This is a genomic window from Pseudomonas sp. JZ134, assembly GCF_051027695.1.
Classification (GTDB): domain Bacteria; phylum Pseudomonadota; class Gammaproteobacteria; order Pseudomonadales; family Pseudomonadaceae; genus Chryseomonas; species Chryseomonas luteola.
The window spans coordinates 766,511-785,952 of sequence record NZ_CP069250.1 but is presented as its reverse complement, the minus strand read 5'-3'; the positions used below and the strand labels follow the sequence as shown (position 1 = coordinate 785,952).

At 56.9% G+C, this 19,442-nt stretch carries 16 protein-coding genes; 6 read left to right on the top strand and 10 right to left on the bottom strand.

What is annotated here, in order from left to right; genetic code table 11:
* Positions 1-72 precede the first annotated feature (72 nt).
* Positions 73-885: an HAD family hydrolase gene (locus JQR86_RS03470; RefSeq protein WP_434154338.1), complete on the top strand. Its 813-nt coding sequence runs from the start codon at positions 73-75 to the stop codon at positions 883-885.
* A 46-nt stretch (positions 886-931) separates the two neighbouring features.
* Here JQR86_RS03470 and JQR86_RS03465 read toward each other — a convergent pair whose 3' ends face one another.
* The 8 genes from JQR86_RS03465 to JQR86_RS03430 form a co-directional block, all read right to left on the bottom strand.
* The gene (locus JQR86_RS03465; protein WP_434154337.1) at positions 932-1,825 is read right to left on the bottom strand and encodes an ABC transporter permease subunit; all 894 of its coding nucleotides are present in this window, start codon (positions 1,823-1,825) and stop codon (positions 932-934) included.
* On the bottom strand, positions 1,822-2,718 hold the full coding sequence (locus tag JQR86_RS03460; RefSeq protein WP_010795657.1) for an ABC transporter permease subunit: 897 nt from the start codon (positions 2,716-2,718) through the stop codon (positions 1,822-1,824). The genes JQR86_RS03465 and JQR86_RS03460 overlap by 4 nt, the downstream gene beginning before the upstream one ends.
* Complete coding sequence (potA, locus tag JQR86_RS03455; RefSeq protein WP_122041718.1) at positions 2,715-3,869, bottom strand: polyamine ABC transporter ATP-binding protein; 1,155 nt, start codon at positions 3,867-3,869, stop codon at positions 2,715-2,717. The genes JQR86_RS03460 and potA overlap by 4 nt, the downstream gene beginning before the upstream one ends.
* Positions 3,870-4,044: 175 nt before the next feature.
* Positions 4,045-5,115: a polyamine ABC transporter substrate-binding protein gene (locus JQR86_RS03450; protein WP_051370210.1), complete on the bottom strand. Its 1,071-nt coding sequence runs from the start codon at positions 5,113-5,115 to the stop codon at positions 4,045-4,047.
* Positions 5,116-5,565: 450 nt separating this feature from the next.
* Entirely contained in the window at positions 5,566-6,663 is a 1,098-nt protein-coding gene (locus JQR86_RS03445) for a polyamine ABC transporter substrate-binding protein (protein WP_074822255.1), read from the bottom strand.
* Positions 6,664-6,880: 217 nt separating this feature from the next.
* Positions 6,881-8,251: an aspartate aminotransferase family protein gene (locus JQR86_RS03440; RefSeq protein WP_434154336.1), complete on the bottom strand. Its 1,371-nt coding sequence runs from the start codon at positions 8,249-8,251 to the stop codon at positions 6,881-6,883.
* 46 nt (positions 8,252-8,297) lie between these two features.
* A complete protein-coding gene (locus tag JQR86_RS03435) occupies positions 8,298-9,656 on the bottom strand; it encodes a glutamine synthetase family protein (RefSeq protein WP_010795663.1) in 1,359 nt (452 codons plus the stop codon).
* Between the two features lie 86 nt (positions 9,657-9,742).
* Complete coding sequence (locus JQR86_RS03430; RefSeq protein ID WP_286787862.1) at positions 9,743-10,495, bottom strand: gamma-glutamyl-gamma-aminobutyrate hydrolase family protein; 753 nt, start codon at positions 10,493-10,495, stop codon at positions 9,743-9,745.
* A 279-nt stretch (positions 10,496-10,774) separates the two neighbouring features.
* On the opposite strand from JQR86_RS03430, the gene JQR86_RS03425 reads away from it, so the two are divergent.
* The 5 genes from JQR86_RS03425 to JQR86_RS03405 all read left to right on the top strand — a co-directional run bounded on the left by JQR86_RS03425 (position 10,775) and on the right by JQR86_RS03405 (position 16,360).
* Positions 10,775-12,151 (top strand): glutamine synthetase family protein, encoded by a 1,377-nt coding sequence (locus JQR86_RS03425; protein ID WP_434154335.1) that lies wholly within the window; start codon positions 10,775-10,777, stop codon positions 12,149-12,151.
* A gap of 143 nt (positions 12,152-12,294) precedes the next feature.
* On the top strand, positions 12,295-13,350 hold the full coding sequence (locus tag JQR86_RS03420; protein ID WP_150346669.1) for an extracellular solute-binding protein: 1,056 nt from the start codon (positions 12,295-12,297) through the stop codon (positions 13,348-13,350).
* Positions 13,351-13,495: 145 nt separating this feature from the next.
* Positions 13,496-14,143, top strand: a complete 648-nt coding sequence (locus JQR86_RS03415; protein WP_150346668.1) for a TetR/AcrR family transcriptional regulator — start codon at positions 13,496-13,498, stop codon at positions 14,141-14,143.
* A gap of 234 nt (positions 14,144-14,377) precedes the next feature.
* Positions 14,378-15,487: an agmatine deiminase gene (aguA, locus tag JQR86_RS03410; protein WP_434154334.1), complete on the top strand. Its 1,110-nt coding sequence runs from the start codon at positions 14,378-14,380 to the stop codon at positions 15,485-15,487.
* Between the two features lie 192 nt (positions 15,488-15,679).
* Positions 15,680-16,360 carry a type 1 glutamine amidotransferase domain-containing protein gene (locus JQR86_RS03405; RefSeq protein ID WP_197872826.1) on the top strand — a complete coding sequence of 227 codons (681 nt, stop codon included), beginning with the start codon at positions 15,680-15,682 and terminating at the stop codon, positions 16,358-16,360.
* Between the two features lie 99 nt (positions 16,361-16,459).
* Here the strand turns inward: JQR86_RS03405 and JQR86_RS03400 are convergent, their stop codons facing one another.
* Positions 16,460-17,770 carry an OprD family porin gene (locus JQR86_RS03400; protein WP_434154333.1) on the bottom strand — a complete coding sequence of 437 codons (1,311 nt, stop codon included), beginning with the start codon at positions 17,768-17,770 and terminating at the stop codon, positions 16,460-16,462.
* 326 nt (positions 17,771-18,096) lie between these two features.
* Complete coding sequence (locus tag JQR86_RS03395) at positions 18,097-19,413, bottom strand: OprD family porin (RefSeq protein ID WP_407362285.1); 1,317 nt, start codon at positions 19,411-19,413, stop codon at positions 18,097-18,099.
* Positions 19,414-19,442: the final 29 nt, after the last annotated feature.

Below are 19,442 nucleotides of genomic sequence, written 5' to 3'. Positions count from 1 at the left end.
GGAGGTAGCGCATCGAGGCGCACCTCCAGGCAGCCTGTCGCTCTTTTCTACTATGGCTCGACAGGAACGATAATGACGAACCACCCGTACCAACTCATGCTGTCGGATGTCGATGGCACCCTTTTGCGTACCGACAAGCAATTAAACCAAGCCACGATCGAGGCCGTACAGCGCCTGCGTGAGGCTGGAATCGACTTTACGCTGGTCAGCAGTCGCCCGCCACGGGCCATGCATTGGCTGATCGAAGCGCTTGGTCTTACCCTCCCCGTCGGCGCCTTCAACGGCGGCACCCTGCTCAAGCCGGATGGCACGCTCTTGCAGGCACACCGTATACCCCGGAATGCCGTGGACAGCGTGTTTGAGCAGCTTGAGGACGAAGACCTCGATATCTGGCTCTTCGCCGATAATGAATGGATCATTGCCAATCCAGACAACCACTACATCGGCCATGAGAAAAGAGCCCTGGGCTATGATCCGCTGATCGTCGACCGCTTTGACGACTACCTTGACCGGGTCGACAAGCTGGTAGCTGTCAGTAAGAACCATGATCGCCTCGCCAGCCTGCAACCCGAGCTGGATCAGAAGCTGGGGCAATACGCCCACACCGTACGCTCCCAACCCTACTATCTGGATATTACAGCTGCCCAGGCCAGCAAAGGCCATGCGCTAGTGGCACTGGCGGAGCATCTGAGCATTCCGCTCACGCGTACCGTCGCCATTGGAGACGGTGAAAACGATATTTCAATGTTCAAGAAAGCCGGGCTCTCCATTGCCATGGGACAAGCCGAGGAAGACGTCAAGGCTCATGCCATGCAGATCACCGCCGAAACCGACAGGAACGGTCTGGCCGAGGCCATACACCGATTCATTCTGGCAACAGGCTGATCCACCCCAGGCATAAAAAAAGCCACCTTTCGGTGGCTTTCTTGTATCAGCTATTGGTAGGCGGCGCGGTGAAACGCTCAACGTCCCGCTCATTGGCAGTTTCCGTCACCGTCGACTCCATGGCCTCCTTCAACCCCTGCAGCCGCTTCTTCTCAGCCCGACGCGTGAAATACCACGCGAGGAAGGTAAACAGCGAGACCGCCAGCAGAATCAGGCTGGCAATGGCATTGATCTCCGGCTTCACACCCAGGCGCACAGCGGAGAACACCTCCATTGGCAAGGTGGTTGAGCCAGGGCCGGACACGAAGCTTGCAAGCACCAGATCATCCAGCGATAGCGCAAAGGACATCATTCCACCCGCTGCCAGAGAAGGCGCAATCATCGGGATGGTGATCAGCATGAACACCTTCCAGGGACGCGCGCCCAGGTCCATGGCAGCTTCCTCGATAGACAGGTCCAACTCGCGCAGACGCGCCGACACTACTACCGCTACGTAAGACGCGCAAAAGCTGGTATGGGCGATCCAGATCGTGACGACACCCCGATCCTGCGGCCAGCCGATGAACTTTGCCATGGAAACGAACAGGAGCAGCAGCGACAGACCGGTAATCACCTCAGGCATGACCAGCGGTGCAGTGACCAGACCGCCAAACACCGTACGCCCGCGAAAGCGAGGAATACGCGTCAGCACGAACGCCGCCAGCGTTCCCAGGATAACCGAGGAAATCGCCGTGTAGAACGCGATTTCCAGGGAGCGCCCTACGGCGCCCATCAGCTGGTTATTGTCCAGAAGCCCTGCATACCAGTGCACCGACCAGCCGCCCCAGACAGTCACCAGACGCGAGGCGTTGAACGAATAGATCACCAGGATGACCATCGGCAGGTAGATGAACAACAGGCCCAACACCAACATCAGGTTTGTGAACTTCAGGCTTCTCATAGCTTGCCCTCCAGTTCCTTCGCCTGATTCCTGTTGAACAGGACAATAGGCACGATGAGGATGATCAGCATGACCACCGCCAAAGCCGAAGCCACCGGCCAGTCGCGGTTATTGAAGAATTCCTGCCACAACACACGGCCAATCATGAGCGTTTCCGGCCCGCCCAGCAGTTCCGGAATCACGAACTCGCCCACTGCGGGAATGAAGACCAGCATGCAGCCCGCGATAATGCCGTTCTTGGACAACGGCACCGTGATACGCCAGAAGCTGGTAAAGCGACTCGCTCCCAGGTCGGATGCCGCCTCCAGCAGTGTCAGATCATGCTTCACCAGATTGGCGAACAACGGCAGGATCATGAACGGCAGATAGGAGTACACAATCCCCAGATACACCGCGAAATTGGTATTGAGCAGGCGCAGCGGCTCGTGAATCACACCAATAAACATCAGGAATTCGTTGATCAGGCCGTTGGTGGACAGAAGCCCCATCCAGGCATAGACCCGGATCAGAATGGCCGTCCAGGTCGGCATCATGATCAGGAGAAGCAATACCGTCTGCACATCCTTGCGCGCCCGAGCGATGGCATAAGCCATCGGATATCCGATCAGAAGACAGATCAGCGTACTGATGCCAGCGATCTTGAGCGAACCAAGGTACGCGTCCAGGTATAGCGGATCGTCCGTGAACATCAGGTAATTCCCGAAATTCAGGGCAATATCCAGCTGCTGGTCGGCATAGGTCAGCAGTTCGGTATAGGGTGGAATCGCGACGTCCGCAATGGCGAAACTGATCTTCAGCACAATGGCGAACGGCAGCAGGAAGAACAGGAACAGCCACACGAACGGGACGCCAATAACCAGGCGGCGGCCGTCGAACAGTTTCTTCAGACTCATGATTGCAGTACCACGCCGCTGTCATCTTCCCAGTACACCACTACCGGATCGTCCCACGTCGGGCGTTTGCCCAGGCGCACGGCGTTGGCGATGAAGCACTGGACCAGTTGCCCGGACTCCAGCTTGATGTAATACACCGAATGCCCGCCCAGATAGGCGATGTCATGCACGGTCCCGCGTAGCCAGTTGTAATTGGGGTGTTCATGGTCTTCCGGCAGGCGGCTGGCCATCAGGAGCTTTTCCGGGCGAATCGCATAGGTCACGCGCTTGTCTTCAGCGCGGGTGCTAATCCCGTGGCCCACGTAGATATGCCGCTCGAGCTGCGGCGAGGCAATGATGGCGTGATCCGCATCGTCCTCGATCAGTTCACCGTCGAACAGGTTCACGTTGCCGATGAACTCACAGACCAGGCGGCTGGCCGGCGTTTCATAGATGTCCATCGGGCTGCCCACCTGAGCGATCCAGCCCAGGTGCATGATTGCGATGCGCTGAGCCATGGTCATGGCTTCTTCCTGGTCGTGCGTCACCATTACACAGGTCACGCCCACGCGCTCGATGATCTCCACCAGCTCCAGCTGCATCTGCGAACGCAGTTTCTTGTCGAGCGCCCCCATCGGCTCGTCGAGCAACAGAAGCTTGGGCCGCTTGGCCAGTGAGCGCGCCAGGGCCACCCGCTGACGCTGCCCACCAGAGAGCTGATGCGGTTTACGCTTGGCATACTGTGTCATGTGCACCAGCTTGAGCATTTCGGCCACGCGCTGGTTGATCTCTTCCCTGGGCAGCCTGTCCTGCTTCAAGCCGAACGCAATGTTCTGCTCGACCGTCATGTGCGGGAACAAGGCATAGGACTGGAACATCATGTTGATCGGCCGGTCATACGGCGGCATATTGGTGATGTCCTGCCCGTCCAGGAAGATCCTTCCCTCGGTGGGTTGCTCAAACCCCGCCAGCATGCGCAGCAGCGTGGATTTACCAGAACCGGAGCCACCAAGCAGCGCAAAGATCTCGCCTTTGTTGATGGTCAGTGAAACATCATCAACTGCCACCGTTTCATCGAATTTCTTGGTTACCCGATCGATCTTCACCAGCACTTCTTTGGTCTGCTGAACACCGGTCACGGCTTTTTTAAAGGCACCGGAGGCTATCGCCATTATTTACTCCCCAGGGGTCTTGAAATCCTGCCTGACAGCTATGGCATGAGGTTCTAGAGTCGGTGCGGAAAACCCCTCCGCCCTTCTTGCCCTAGCGCCGACCGTGCCTCTTTTCGCCTTGCTGTCAGCCAGGCATTCAGCCTGATTCAACGGTCAGGCTATCGAATATGGAACGCTATTTACCGGATTTGATCCGGGTCCAACTGCGTGTACTGATCCGCAATATCTGCGGAGGCAATTCCGCCATTACATACAGCTTGTCCATCACCTCTTGGGGTGGATAGACCGTTTCATCCTGGCGTACCTTCTGGTCCATCAGCTCGCCTGACTTGGGGTTGGGGTTAGCGTAACCAACGGAGTCGCTTACCTTGGCAATCACCTCAGGCCGCAACAGGTAGTTGATGAACGCATGTGCCTCTTTCGCATTGGACGCATCCTTGGGGATGGCCAATAGATCAAACCACAGGTTCGCTCCCTCCTTGGGAATGGCATAAGCGATCTTGACGCCCTTTCCCGCTTCCTCGGCACGTGACGCTGCCTGGAAAACATCACCCGAATAGCCAAAGGCCACACAGATATTGCCGTTGGCCAAATCGGAGATGTATTTCGAGGAGTGGAAATAAGTCACGTACGGGCGAACCTGCAGGAGCTTCGCCTCGGCTTTCTTGTAATCGTCAGGATTTGTGCTGTTGGGGTTGAGCCCCAGGTAGTTCAGCATGGCCGGAATGACTTCATCTGGCGAGTCCATGAAAGAAACACCGCACTTGGTCAGCTTCTTGATGTTTTCCGGCTCGAACAGCACTGCCCAGGAGTCGATCTTGTCGGTGCCAAGCACCTCCTTGACCTTGTCGACATTGTAACCGATACCGTTGGTTCCCCATAGGTAAGGCACGCTGTGCTCGTTACCCGGATCGTTGGTCTGAAGCTGCTTGAGCAAAGCAGGGTCCAGGTTCTGCCAGTTGGGCAGCTGGCTGCGGTCCAGCTTCATGAACGCGCCGGCCTTGATCTGCTTGCCCAAGAAATGGTTGGACGGCACTACCACGTCATAGCCGGTCCGCCCGGCCAGAAGCTTGCCCTCGAGGGTTTCATTGGAGTCGAACACGTCATAGACCGGCTTGATTCCGGTTTCCTTCTGGAAATCTTCCAGCGTGGTCTCACCGATGTAATCGCTCCAGTTATAGATGTGCACGACTTTCTCGGCATGGGCCAGTGGTGTAAAGGCCAGCGCAGCGGCAGTGGCAAGCAGCGTCTTACGAAGGGAAAGAAACACTCGGTCGTCCTCTTGGTTAGTGGCCAGTCCATACCTGACTGTGCGGCCGATTTCCTTGTGAAGAATCTATGAATGAATACAGGTTTAACGCGACGGCCCTACCATAGGGCTCTTACCTAACCCTGGAACGCATCCGACAAAGGCTGGTATCACCCGCACATGCATGGCTGCAGACATGCAAATTCCCGGCGGCTACCGCCAGTGGCAATAGTGCCTTCACCTGCTTACCGTACGGCCTGCCTGATAACGGGCCGCGTTGATACAGGATGAGCGCGGAAATGTCACGGATAAACTGATTTTTCGTATCGGTACAGCTCACCGAAGCTGCAATCAGATTCGAGCGTGGGTCGGATAATCGCTGCGTTGTATACATGCCCTATCCTTCCAGAAAGCCCCTCCAACAGCTGCCGGAGGGGCCTGCATCACTTATTTGCCGGACTTGATCGTTGTCCAGGCACGGGTCATCGCACGCTGCACCTTGGCCGGCAGGTCCGGGAAGGCGTACAGCTTGCCCATCGTCTCCTGAGTCGGGTAGATGCCCGGGTCGTTGCGAATCTCGTCGCTGACCAGCGGTGTCGCTTCCTTGTTGCCGTTCGGGTACTGCACGTAGTCGCTGATCTCGGCAATGATCTCCGGCTTCATGATGAAGTCGATGAACTTGTAGGCGCCCTCGGTATTGGTAGCGTCCTTTGGAATGGCCATGGTATCGAAGAACGTACCGGCACCTTCCTTGGGAATGTTGTACTTCACCGTCACGCCATTCTTGGCATCAGCGGCACGGGCCTTGGCCTGGGCAATGTCGCCGGAATAGCCGACCGCCACGCAGACGTTGCCGTTGGCCAAATCAGAGATGTACTTGGATGAGTGGAAGTAGGTGATCGACGGACGAATCTGCATGAACAGGTCCTGCGCCGCCTTCAGTTCCTGGGTGTCCTGGCTGTCAGGCTTGTAGCCCAGGTAATGCAGACCGGCAGGAATGATCTCGGTTGGCGAGTCCAGCAGCGCGACACCACAGCTCTTGAGCTTGGAAATATTTTCCGGCTTGAAGATCAGATCCCAAGAGTCCACCGGGGCATTGTCGCCCAGTGCAGCCTTTACCTTGTCAGGGTTATAACCAATACCGATGGTACCCCACAGGTAAGGAATGGCGTACAGGTTACCCGGATCGCTGACCTCCAGGGTCTTCATCAGCTGGGGATCCAGGTTTTTCCAGTTGGGCAGCTTGTTCCTGTCCAGCGTCTGGTAGACACCGGCCTTGATCTGCTTGGCCAGGAAAGAGTTGGAGGGGACAACCACATCATAGCCCGACTTGCCCGCCAGCAACTTGGCTTCGAGTACCTCGTTGCTGTCATACACGTCATAGACCACCTTGATGCCCGTTTCCTTTTCAAACTTGGCAATGGTGTCTTCAGCGATGTAGTCATTCCAGTTGTAAACGTGCAGAACCTTGTCGTCTGCCATCGCGTGACCGGCGAAGGCGCCAGCCAGACTGAGTGCGAGCAGTGTCTTGCCAAAAGCTTTCATGCGGAAATGCTCCTAAACAGGGTCGTATAAGTATTCCGGAGGAGGCTTTTCGATCCTCCCCTGGTGCGTCTGGCCAACGCACCGGCGCAGTCTGGCAAGGTCCGGCGCGCGGCTCAAGAGTGCGCCACCATTCCTTTTGATTTTTGCCATCATCCAAAGGTGCTGTTATGTCAGACAAACACCCCTGGACGCTCGTTCTGCTCGCGACTCGTCTTCACTACCGATGCAGGTCGGCAGCCGTCAGGTCCAGGCACTTGCGCACCAGCACCATCAGCTCATCGATCTGCGCGGGCGTGATGACCAGCGGTGGCGAAATGATCATGGTATCGCCCACGGCCCGCATAATCAGGCCATTGCGGAAGCAATGTTCCCGACAGATCATGCCTGCCTCACGTCCAGTGAAGCGCGCCCTTGTCCGCTTGTCCTGTACCAGCTCCAGCGCGGCCACCAGGCCCACACCTCTCGCCTCGCCTACCAGTAGATGATCGGCCAGCGTCTGCCAGCACTTCTGCAAGTAAGGTGCCGTTTCGCTTTTGACTCGCTCGATAATGCCCTCGTCGCGCAGGATACGGATATTCTCCAACGCCACAGCGGCCGCAACCGGATGCCCCGAGTAGGTGAAACCGTGGTAGAACTCGCCGCCCTGGTTGAGCACCTCGACGATCTCGTCCCGCACGATCACACCTCCCATGGGGATATAACCGGAGGTCAGCCCCTTGGCGATGGGCATGAGGTCTGGCGTCATGCCGTAGTGCTGACTGCCGAACCATTCTCCGGTACGCCCGAACCCACAGATAACTTCATCGGAGATGAACAGAATGTCGTATTTCGCCAGTATTTCGCGAATCCGCGGCCAGTAGGTCTCGGGCGGCACAATCACGCCACCGGCTCCCTGGATCGGCTCGGCAATAAAGGCGGCCACCTTATCCTCGCCGAGCTCCAGAATCTTTTGCTCCAGCTGATCGGCCACTTGAATCCCGAACTCATCCGGACTCATATCGCCGCCCTCGCCATACCAATAGGGCTGATCGATGTGCTCGATTCCCGGAATGGGCAGATCGCCCTGCTCGTGCAAGGCCTTCATGCCGCCCAGGCTCACACCGGCTACGGTTGATCCGTGATAACCATTCCAGCGGCCGATGATAATTTTCTTCTGTGGCTGCCCCTTGGTCGCCCAATAATGACGAACCATGCGCAGGACAGTGTCATTGGACTCCGAGCCCGAACCGGTAAAGAACACGTGGTTCATGCCGTCGGGTGCGATATCTGCAATCGCCTTGGCCAACTCGATGGCTGGCGGGTGCGCAGTCTGGAAGAACAGATTGTAGTAAGGCAGTTCGCGCATCTGCCGGGTGGCAGCCTGAACCAGCTCTTCACGGCCATAGCCGACATTCACACACCACAGCCCGGCCATCCCATCGAGGATGCGATTGTCATCGCTGTCCCACAGATAGATGCCTTCGGCACGCGTGATAATGCGCGAGCCCTTTGCATTGAGCTGCTTGTAATCCGTAAAGGGCGGCAGGTGATGGTTCCGGCTGAGTGCCTGCCAGTGCGCGGTACGCTCGCTGACGGTCCTGTCGTTCATAACACCTCCTGGGTTGGAATGCGCCAGCTGTGCTGGCGCGATCAGGTCATACGCTCATCAACAGGAACTCGCGCTCCCAGGAACTAATGACCCGTTTGAAGTTTTCATGCTCGGCGCGCTTGACGGCCACATAGCCCCGCGTGAAGCGTGTGCCCAGGTATTGCTCAATGGTCACGGACTGCTCCATGCGCTCCAGGGCTGCTTCCAGCGTCAGCGGCAGGCGTAGGTTACGACGCTCGTAGCCACGCCCCTTGACGGGGGCGCTAGGTTCGATGCCTTCGATCATGCCCAGATACCCACACAGAAGACTGGCAGCCAGCGCCAGATAGGGATTGGCGTCCGCCCCGGCCAAACGGTTTTCCACGCGGCGATTCTGCGGGTCGGAATCCGGCACCCGAAGGCCTACAGTGCGGTTCTCTTCGCCCCACTCCACGTTTACCGGAGCAGAGGTGTCCGGTAGGAAACGACGAAACGAGTTCACATTGGGCGCAAACAGGGGCAAGGCTTCGGGGATGTATTTCTGCAACCCACCAATGTGATGACGGAACAGCTCGCTCATCGTGCCGTCGTCTTCCGAAAACACCGTCTTGCCTGTCTTCAGGTCCACGACGCTCTGGTGCAGGTGCATCGCGCTGCCGGGCTCACCGGTCATGGGCTTGGCCATGAAGGTAGCCGTGACGTTGTGCTTCAGAGCGGCCTCGCGCATGGTTCGCTTGAATACAATGATCTGGTCCGCCAGATGCAGGGCATCGCCATGACGGAAATTGATTTCCATCTGGGCCGTGCCTTCCTCATGAATCAGCGTATCCAGATCCAGCTTCTGAAGCTCGCACCAGTCGTACATGTCTTCAAAGAGCGGATCGAACTCGTTGGCGGCATCGATCGAGAACGACTGGCGGCCCGTCTCCTGGCGACCGGAACGGCCTACCGGGGGCTGCAGGGGATAATCCGGGTCATCGCTACGCTTGGTAAGATAGAACTCCATCTCGGGCGCAACGATCGGCTTCCAGCCTTTGTCGGCATACAGCTTGAGCACTTTCTTCAGGATATTGCGCGGAGACAGTTCGATCGGGCGACCCTGCTTATCGTAGGTGTCGTGGATGACTTGCGCCGTGGGCTCGATGGCCCAGGGCACGAGGAAGACAGCGTTCTCGTCAGGCCGGCAAAGCATGTCAATATCGGCCGGATCGAGAAGCTCGTAATAGATGTCATCCTCGACATAGTCTCCCGTCACGCTCTGCAACAGAACACTCTCCGGCAGGCGCATGCCTTTTTCATTGATGAATTTCGAGGTGGGCGAGATCTTGCCGCGGGCGATGCCGGTCAAATCGGAAATCAGGCATTCGACTTCGGTGATCTTGTGTTCTTTCAACCACTGGGTGAGCTGGTCAAGCTGGTTAGCCATAAAGACCTCAAGGTTTTGAAAAACCTGCCCGGAAGGCATATGGACTTACCGTCCAGGCAGGATGATACGGCGGTCAAGGACCGCCGTCAGCGCTGCCCGGCCCGCTGTCGGCAGGCATCGCCAAAGGCGTTGAAAATCGCCAGATAATTCGAATTGGAGCGTACCTGCCATTCAGGGTGCCACTGCACCCCAACGGCAAAGACAGAGGCGCCCTCTACAGAAAACGCTTCCACCAGGCCATCCGGCGCCAGAGCCTCGGCCCGAAGACCAGGCGCGAGACGCTCGACGCCCTGCCCATGCAGAGAATTGACCTGGAACTGCTCGGGCAACCCCAAGCGCTCGAATACACCGCCCGGCTGAACATGAACGGCATGACTGGGCGCGTACTGCACGTCAAGCGGATCATCCGGTCGCTCGCGGTGGTCGGCAAACGGGCCGACCTCGTGCACCTTCTGATACAGGCTGCCGCCCATTGCCACGTTCATCTCCTGAAATCCGCGGCAGATACCGAGCACAGGAACACCTGCATCCACGGCCGCCCGAATCAGCGGCAGAGTAGTACGGTCGCGATCAGGATCATGGGCGGTGCCCGGCGCACTGGGAGGCCCTTGGTAGTAATGCGGCTCCACGTTGGAAGGCGAGCCGGTAAACATCAATCCATCGAGACGTGCAAGCAAGGTGGGCTGGTCAAGCAGGTCAGCCAGCGCGGGAATAACAAGTGGCAGACCACCCGCTCCGGTCACGACGGCACGCAGATACTTGTCGCCGGCGATGTGGAAGGTATGCAAACCGATCTGCTTGGTGCAGGCGGTCACGCCGATCAACGGCAGGCACGACATGGGACACCCGTTACGTTTGCCATGGTTGGATGAATTGGAGAGTAGTCTTGTTCATTTTTTTCCACAACCGTTCTTTCAAGACCGCTCATGCGGTTCGCACATTCTCTTTCAGCCGGCGTGTTACGGGGTCTCAAGCGAAGCCCTGTGCCCCAATGAAAGGCCTTGATGAGGCCTTCGAGCACCAATAACGAGCAAAGTTGACTTTAGGTCCCCTTTCGGATTGACTCCTAGGTGAAGTCCCCGCTGATTGATATTTTTAACAACTATAGGTGTTGCATCATGTCGGTACCCCCGCGTGCCGTTCACTTGAATGAAGCGACCGACTTCCTCCAGGCACATCCTGAAGTGCAGTTCGTCGACCTTCTGATCTCGGACATGAACGGCGTGGTGCGTGGTAAACGCATCGACCGAAACAGTCTGCCCAAAGTCTTCGAAAGAGGAATCAATCTACCCGCCTCACTCTTCGCTCTCGATATCACCGGCTCCACCGTAGAAAGTACAGGCCTCGGCCTTGATATCGGTGACGCCGACCGCGTCTGCTACCCCATCGCCGGCACGCTCTCCATGGAGCCCTGGCAGAAACGCCCTACCGCACAACTCCTGATGACCATGCACGAAATGGAAGGCGCGCCATTCTTCGCCGATCCTCGCGAAGTGCTGCGTCAGGTCGTTGAACGCTTTACCGAGATGGAGCTGACGGTCGTCGCGGCCTTCGAGCTTGAGTTCTATCTGATCGATCAGGAAAACATCAACGGCCGGCCCCAGCCGCCCCGTTCGCCTATTTCCGGCAAGCGCCCGCAGTCCGTTCAGGTTTACTCCATCGATGATCTCGACGAGTACGCCGATTGCCTGCAGGACATCATCGATGGTGCCCGTGCGCAGAATATCCCTGCCGATGCCGTCGTGGCCGAGTCGGCTCCCGCGCAGTTCGAGGTCAACCTCAATCACGTGGCCGACCCGATCAAGGCATGTGATTACGCAGTGCTGCTCAAGCGGCTGATCAAGAACATCGCCTACGACCATGAAATGGACACTACCTTCATGGCCAAGCCCTATCCGGGGCAGGCAGGTAACGGTCTGCATGTGCACATTTCGCTGCTGGACAAGAATGGCAACAATATTTTTACGAGCGAGGATCCCGAGCAGAACGCCGCGTTACGTCACGCCGTCGGCGGTGTGCTCGAGACCCTGCCCGCCTCGATGGCCTTTCTATGCCCCAACGTGAATTCCTATCGCCGCTTCGGCTCGCAGTTCTACGTACCTAATGCACCAAGTTGGGGGCTGGATAACCGCACCACGGCGCTGCGCATTCCGACCGGCACGCCCGATGCCGTGCGGATCGAGCACCGTGTGGCGGGCGCTGATGCCAACCCCTACCTGCTGCTGGCAGGCGTACTGGCCGGAATTCATCATGGTCTGACCAATCACGTCGAGCCGCCGCCGGTGACCGAAGGCAACTCCTACGAGCAGCACGAGCAAAGTCTGCCGAACAACCTGCGTGATGCCTTGCGGCAACTGGACGACAGCGAAATCATGGCGCGATACATCGAGTCGAAGTACATCGATATCTTCGTGGCTTGTAAGGAGCATGAACTGGAAGAATTCGAGCACTCCATCTCGGATCTCGAATACAACTGGTACCTGCACACCGTCTAGCACGTCGGTTGTAGACAACGTCCGTTCGTCCTCGCCGGGCGGCCGTTGTCTGTTTACGAGAACGCCGTCACACTTTGCAGCTTTTCGTACCGTCCTGGCCTTAGTTCCACGGAAGGTCCCATGATGGAACACAAGGAGTTTCCATGCGAAAGCTGCTCATGGCGCTGGCCATTCTGCCCCTGCTCGCCCAGGCCGAAGAGGTTGTGCACGTCTATAACTGGGAGGATTACATTGACCCTCAGGTCATCAGTGATTTCCAGAAGGACACCGGCATCCGTGTCGACTACCACACCTTCAGCACTTCTGAGGAGGCAAATGCCCTCTTGAATGGCGACACGCCGATCGATGTGTATGCGCCTTCCCATGACGAGCTCAAACGACTCATCCGGGAAAACAAGCTGCAAAAACTCAACACCCAACAGCTGCCCAATACCAGCAAGCTCGATCCCTATATTTCGGGCATTCTGAACTCCGTGGATCCGGGCAACCATTATGCCGTCCCCTATCTATGGGGCGCAGTAGGTCTAGCAATCAACGTTCCCAAGGCGCAGGAAGCCTTTGGCGGTCCGCTGCCGGAGAGCTGGAGCGTGCTGTTCGATCCCGAGCAGATCAAGCGCCTTTCCAAATGCGGCGTCAATCTGCTCGACGATCCCATCTATGTCTCATCAATCATGATGAACTATCAGGGCAACATTCCCGAGCGCAGCTCTCCCGCGCAGATGGAGAAAATTGCCAAGGACCTGATGAGCATTCGCCCCTATGTTCGCTCCATCGATAACGACGCCACGGTTGATGCATTCAAGAATGGCCAACTATGCGTAGCAATGGTGTACAGCGTAGGCGATGTAATCAATACGCGTAAGACAGGCCAGCCGATCAGCTATGTTGTACCGCAGGAAGGCACATATGTCTTTGTGGACACTCTGGTTATCCCCAGCAAGTCGCGCAATGCGGAACTGGCGCATCGCTTCATCAACTATGTGATGAGTGCTCGTTCCCTGGCCCGCATTACCGAAGAGACGTCTTATCCAAATGCCAACCCTGACTCGATGAAGTTGCTTTCGCCTGAACTTCAGAAGGAAAATGCACTTTACCCCAACGGGGCGTTGCGCCGCCGTCTGTTCGCTCTGGTTCCGCCACCTGCCGAGACTCGTCAGACATTCGAAGGTCTCTGGCAGACATTCAAGCAAGCCCGTTGATCTTCAAGATCAGATCGTAGTACTGAACGGGCAGGCTCCCCCTGAATGGGCCGTATCAGGTTCTGGCGAGGCGCGATAACGCGGCGTGTCCGTACAGGCATCGTCAGAACCTCATCACCTTTACGACCAGGACACCGGTACAGTAATGGCCCGAACCCTCAGCCCACGCAAGGCGCGCAGCAGCAGCCGCCAGCGCATCGAGCAGATTCTGACAGCGGCTCGGCACATGCTGATAGATCAAGGGCCTGCACGCCTGAGTATCTATGGCATCGCCGAAAGGGCAGACCTTCCGCCTTCCTCGGTCTATCACTTCTTTCCCAGCGTTACCGCACTGCTTGAGGCCCTTACCCAAGAGGCTCATGCAGCGTTTCGCGCCTGTCTTCAGGCTTCCGTCGATCATGACAGCCTTAACGACTGGCGTGACCTGTCACGGATCGTCGAAGCACGCATGCTGGAAGTATATGAACAGGATGCCGCGGCCAGGCAATTGATCCTGGCCAATCACGGCCTGACCGAAGTAGTCCAGGCCGACCGACAGCATGACACCCGACTAGGCGAGCAGCTTCAGGCCCTGTTCGCAGCCCATTTTCATCTGCCACCTCTGCCAGACGATATCGACGTCTTTACTCTTGCCATGGAGCTGGGTGATCGCATCTACGCAAGATCCGTACAACAGCACGGCGTTATTACGCCTCGCTGGGCCACTGAAGGCCACCGGGTTTTCGATGCCTACCTCAGCCTTTACCTTCCTCCTTATCTGCCCAAGCGAAACAAACCCCTGCCAAACGATTGAGTTGCCGCCCAATAAACCGATAGTTATCCGTCCAGTTATCGCATGCTGTAATGGTATTGCTTAAATTCAGTTTTAAGTCGGATATTTATCCGTTATAAAGCACGCCTTTGCCTGTCGGCATAACGGCCAGCCAGTAATGGCGCTCGAATCTGCTACCGTTAACGGGATGTCCTGCTCATTCGCGACCGTTGCCTGAACCTGTACGACCTACCCCTTCGATGGAGAATTGTAATCATGAGTCTGCTCGCCTCGACACCCCGTGCTGAAGGCTTCCGTATGCCCGCGGAGTGGGAGCCCCAAAAGCAGGTCTGGATGATCTGGCCCGAGCGTACCGATAACTGGCGCCTGGGTGCCAAGCCAGCCCAACTGGCCTTTACCGAAGTCGCACGAGCCATTGCACGCTTCGAGCCGGTCACCGTTGGTGTTTCTGCTGCTCAGTTCGACAATGCCTGTGCACGACTCAACCACCCGGCCATTCGTGTCGTCGAGATCAGCAACGATGATGCCTGGGCGCGTGATACCGGGCCGACTTTCGTCATCAACGATCAGGGCGAAGTGCGCGGTGTGGACTGGACCTTCAACGCCTGGGGCGGGCTGGTTGGCGGGCTGTATTTTCCCTGGAAGCGGGACGATCAGGTCGCCAGTAAAATCCTGATGATGGAAAGCTGCCCCCGCTACCGCACTGAGGATTTCGTACTGGAAGGCGGCTCTATCCACGTCGATGGCGAAGGCACGCTCATCACCACCGGCGAGTGCCTGCTCAACCGCAACCGCAATCCGCATCTGTCCCAGCGTGAGATCGAGGCGATCCTGAGTGATTATCTGGCTGTGGATAAGGTTATCTGGCTGCCGGACGGTTTGTATAACGACGAAACCGACGGTCATGTGGATAACTTCTGCTGCTACGTGCGTCCTGCCGAAGTGCTGTTAAGCTGGTGCGACGACGAAAACGACCCGAACTATGCACGGTGTCGCGCGGCGCTTGAGGTACTGGAAACCAACACGGATGCCAAAGGCCGCAAGTTCACCGTCCACAAGATTCCAACGCCCGGCCCGCTGTACGCGTCGGATGAAGAATACGAAACCGTAGATGCCTCGGTGGGCAGTCAGCCGCGTAAGTCAGGCGAGCGTCTGGCGGCGTCGTACGTCAACTTCCTGATCGTCAACGGCGCCATCATCGCACCAACGTTCGATGTCCCGGAGGATGCCGAAGCGCTGGACGTTCTTCAGCGCTGCTTCCCCGAGCGCGAGATCGTACAGGTCCCAGGCCGCGAGATCTTGCTGGGGGGTGGCAATATCCACTGCATTACCCAGCAGCAGCCTGCCCCCAGAACGCGAAACTAAGCACCACGCGTACTGAGGAATAAAACCGGAGCCTCCCGCCAGGCTTCGGTTTTTTGTGAACATGTCAGGCGCTTCATGTACAACTGCCATCACGCATGTGATAACGCTGAATTGTCCTCTCGGATGTGCTGTCCATACCCCTACCGCGCTCCATAAGGAGCTTATCGGCAACTGGATCGGTGGACCCATCATATGAATATCCTTCTCGTACTGACGTCCCATGACCAACTAGGCAATACCGGTAAAAAGACCGGCTTTTGGCTGGAAGAGTTTGCGGCACCTTATTATGTCTTCAAGGACTCAGGCGCTACGCTGACCCTGGCGTCACCCAAAGGGGGCCAGCCGCCTCTGGACCCCAAGAGTGATGAGCCGGAAGCGCGCACCGAGGCGACAGAACGCTTCCGTAATGATCCCGACGCACAGGCGGCTCTCGCCAATACCGTGCCGCTCGCCAGCGTCAAGGCGGATGATTACGACGCTGTTTTCTATCCCGGAGGCCATGGGCCGCTCTGGGATCTGGCTGAAGATCAGGATTCCATTGCGCTGCTGGAAGCCTTTTATGCGATGGGCAAACCTACCGCCCTGGTTTGCCATGCACCCGGCGTGCTGGCCAAGGTCAAGACTGCTGACGGTGAGCCTCTGGTCAAGGGCAAGCAGGTAACCGGTTTCACCAATACCGAAGAGGAAGCGGTTCAACTCACCGACGTCGTACCCTTCCTCGTGGAAGACATGCTCAAGGCCAACGGCGGCCTGTACAGCAAAGGGGCTGACTGGGCGCCTTACGTACTGACTGAAGGTAATCTGATAACAGGCCAAAACCCCGCCTCTTCAGAGCCTGCGGCCAAGGCCGTGCTGGAACAGCTCTCTCGCTAAACCCATAGAGCCTTCTGCAAAAAGAAAATGCCGCCTTCCCGAAAGGGAGGCGGCATTTCCAGTCTACGTACCATCGTAAAGGATGGTCTTACTCACGTCTTAGAGCAGCGGAATCGAATAACTCAGTATCAGACGGTTTTCATCCTGATCGCGGGTGTTGGCGACATCGTTACGCCATACCGCGTTACGCCACTGAATGCCCAGCCCTTTCAAGGTTCCGGTAGGCACGGTATAGCCCAGGGTAAAGTCCCGCTCCCACTCGCTCGGATTGCTGCCAGCCGCCTCGATATGGTCTCCCTTCAGATAGACCACACCTGCCGTCAACCCCGGCACGCCCACTTGGGAAAAGTCATACGCGTAGCGCACCAGCCAGGTCCGCTCACCGGCACGCGTAAAGTTCTGATTCTGCGAGAAGGTGATCAGGTATGGCGTAGCACCATCTCCCTGGTTCAGGAAGGGAAAGTTACTGTCCCCGTTGATGACCTGATAGCCACCGCCAAAGGTATGGCCGGCCACGCTGTACAGGAACTGACCGCTGTACAAATCGTTATCGACCTTGCCCTTGGTTACGCCGCTGCCGTAGTAGCCATTGGAGTAGTAGTCCGGATTATGTCCATTGGCACCATCGTCGGTACTGTGGAAATAACGCAGGTCACTCTTAAGCACACCCGGACCGATCTGCCAGTCATGCACCAGACCCAGGAAATGCTGCTTGTAGTAATCTTCAAGGTTTGCGTAGTAGTAGCTGACCGTCAGGTCCTTGGTCAGCTTGTAGTCACCCCCCGCAAAGTAGAACGCGTTGCTGCGCTCGGTGCCGCCGAGAATGCGCAGGCTGTCCATGTTTGAAGAGTTACGCGCCTTGGAATGTTCCAGGCGACCGGCATTCAAGGTCAGGCCTTCGATTTCCCTGGAGGTGATCATGCCGCCTTCAAAGGTCTGTGGCAGCATGCGGCTGTCATTGTAGGTCACCACCGGCAGCGTTGGCATAAGTGTGCCGTAACGCAGCTCGGTCTTGGAGATACGAACCTTGGCGGTCAGGCCCAGCGTTGAAAAGTTATCAACGCCAGTGCCGTGCCCGTTATCCGGGAACACACTGTTGGCATCAGTCCCGTGCGTCCCCTTGCCTGAGTCAAGCTTGAGACCGAGCATCCCCAGGGCATCAACGCCAAAGCCGACCGTACCCTCGGTGAAACCGGATTGATAGTTGAGCATGAACGCCTGCCCCCACTCCTCTGCCTTGGAGGCAGACTTGGGCGCAGCCGAGTCACGGTTATCCTGATTGAAATAGAAGTTACGTAACGTAAGGGTAGCCTTGCTGTCCTCCAGGAAGCCCGCGGCATGGGCAGCGCTGTTCAGGGTCAGGCCAAGGCAGCCGGCAGCAATGGCTGCGGCGAGAGGTTTTACGTTCAAAAGATGCTCCACAACTAACAACAACAAGAGCGGCTGTTAAGGCACACGTACGGCCGCACGGCTAGGCCGGCAAGAGAGCGGGTAGATCGAGGTTGGCTTTATAACGCCTTGTGTTTCCACTCCCTGGAAGATAAGGCCGTTCACTGACGCGTCCCTTGTCGGCGGCGCAAAACTAAATGTAAAAAAGTGTTTCGTCCATAACAAAGTGCCATCATTTCAGGCAAAACACTTTTTCACCGTTAGGCTTGAATATTCAGAGAAATTCTTTTCTGCCAAGTCCAGGCTTGATATGGCTTGCCGTGTAGCGACAAGCCCCTCCAACCTCATCAGAGCAGTGGAATGGAGTAGTTGATAATAACGCGCGTTTCATCCTGATCACGCTGCCCGGGAAAGCCCGGCCGGTACATGGCATTTCTCACCGTAAAACCCACACCCTTCAAGACTCCTCTGGGCACCGTATACGACACGGTAAGATCACGCTCCCATTCGCTTCTGTCACCGGTTTGATAACGAGCATTATCACCATGCCAGTAGGCAACACCGGCATTGAGCCCCTGTACACCTACGCTTCCAAAGTCGTACGCGTAACGGACATGCCAGGTATCCTCACCCGCATGGATAAACTTGCCAATCTGGGCATTGGTGATGGTGTACAGGGTTTTGCCATTACCTTGCTCAAGGTAGGGGAAGTCACTGTTACCTTCCGAGCCCTGATACCCCGCACCCAGCGTATGCCCCGCTACGCTATAGCTGAACATGGCACTGTACAGGCGGTTGTCGATTTTACCCTTTACAGCACTTCCGCCATCGTAATACCCGTTGGCATAGTACGCAGGCTCATGCCCATTGGCGCCGTCGCTACGGCTGTCGAAATACCGTAGATCCGTTTTGAGCACACCAGAGCCTAGCGGCTGGCTATGTAGCGCGCCCAGGAAGTGCTGTTTGTAGAAGTCATCCAGGCTGCCATAGTAATACCGAAGTGTCAGGTTTCTGGTGAGCTGGTAATCAGCCCCTGCATAGCGAAACTGGTTGCTGTCCGCTTTGGATCCGGCAATGGAAATCGATTCATAATTGCTGGAGTTGCGGTCCTTGACCTGTTCGATTTGGCCTGCAATCAGCGTGAGGTTATCAAACTCTTTCGAAGTGATCTGTCCACCCTCGTAGGTTTGTGGCAACAGGCGCCCATCGTTGTAGTTGACCACAGGGAGCTTGGGCATCAGCGTGCCATAGCGCAGCTCAGTCTTGGAAACACGAACCTTGGCGGTCAATCCCAGGCTACTGAAATCATCCGTGGAAGCGCCATCGCTTTCGCGGGGAAACATGGTTCCTGGCTGGCGACTGCCTTTGCCGATATGACTGCCAGAGTCCAGTTTCAGACCCAACATACCTATCGCGTCTACTCCAAAACCTACCGGCCCCTGTGTGAACCCGGACTGATAGTTGAGTATGAACGCCTGTCCCCACTCCTCGACCTTGGAAGGGTCCGTTGCCTTGCCGCCGCCGCTTCGGTAGTCGGAGTTGATGTAGAAGTTACGCATGGACAGCGTAGCCTTGCTGTCTTCGATAAAACCGCCTGCTTGTGCGGCCGTATGCAAGGAAAGCAGCCCGATGGCAGTCGCCAGGACAAAGGGAGAGGTATTCAAGGAGTGCTCCAACGCAATAACAACTTCTT

Coding starts and splice junctions, on each gene's coding strand:
- JQR86_RS03470 (WP_434154338.1), top strand. CDS start 73: ATGACGAACCACCCGTACCAACTCATGCTGTCGGATGTCGATGGCACC.
- JQR86_RS03465 (WP_434154337.1), bottom strand. CDS start 1,825: ATGAGAAGCCTGAAGTTCACAAACCTGATGTTGGTGTTGGGCCTGTTG.
- JQR86_RS03460 (WP_010795657.1), bottom strand. CDS start 2,718: ATGAGTCTGAAGAAACTGTTCGACGGCCGCCGCCTGGTTATTGGCGTC.
- potA (WP_122041718.1), bottom strand. CDS start 3,869: ATGGCGATAGCCTCCGGTGCCTTTAAAAAAGCCGTGACCGGTGTTCAG.
- JQR86_RS03445 (WP_074822255.1), bottom strand. CDS start 6,663: ATGAAAGCTTTTGGCAAGACACTGCTCGCACTCAGTCTGGCTGGCGCC.
- JQR86_RS03440 (WP_434154336.1), bottom strand. CDS start 8,251: ATGAACGACAGGACCGTCAGCGAGCGTACCGCGCACTGGCAGGCACTC.
- JQR86_RS03435 (WP_010795663.1), bottom strand. CDS start 9,656: ATGGCTAACCAGCTTGACCAGCTCACCCAGTGGTTGAAAGAACACAAG.
- JQR86_RS03430 (WP_286787862.1), bottom strand. CDS start 10,495: ATGTCGTGCCTGCCGTTGATCGGCGTGACCGCCTGCACCAAGCAGATC.
- JQR86_RS03425 (WP_434154335.1), top strand. CDS start 10,775: ATGTCGGTACCCCCGCGTGCCGTTCACTTGAATGAAGCGACCGACTTC.
- JQR86_RS03420 (WP_150346669.1), top strand. CDS start 12,295: ATGCGAAAGCTGCTCATGGCGCTGGCCATTCTGCCCCTGCTCGCCCAG.
- JQR86_RS03415 (WP_150346668.1), top strand. CDS start 13,496: ATGGCCCGAACCCTCAGCCCACGCAAGGCGCGCAGCAGCAGCCGCCAG.
- aguA (WP_434154334.1), top strand. CDS start 14,378: ATGAGTCTGCTCGCCTCGACACCCCGTGCTGAAGGCTTCCGTATGCCC.
- JQR86_RS03405 (WP_197872826.1), top strand. CDS start 15,680: ATGAATATCCTTCTCGTACTGACGTCCCATGACCAACTAGGCAATACC.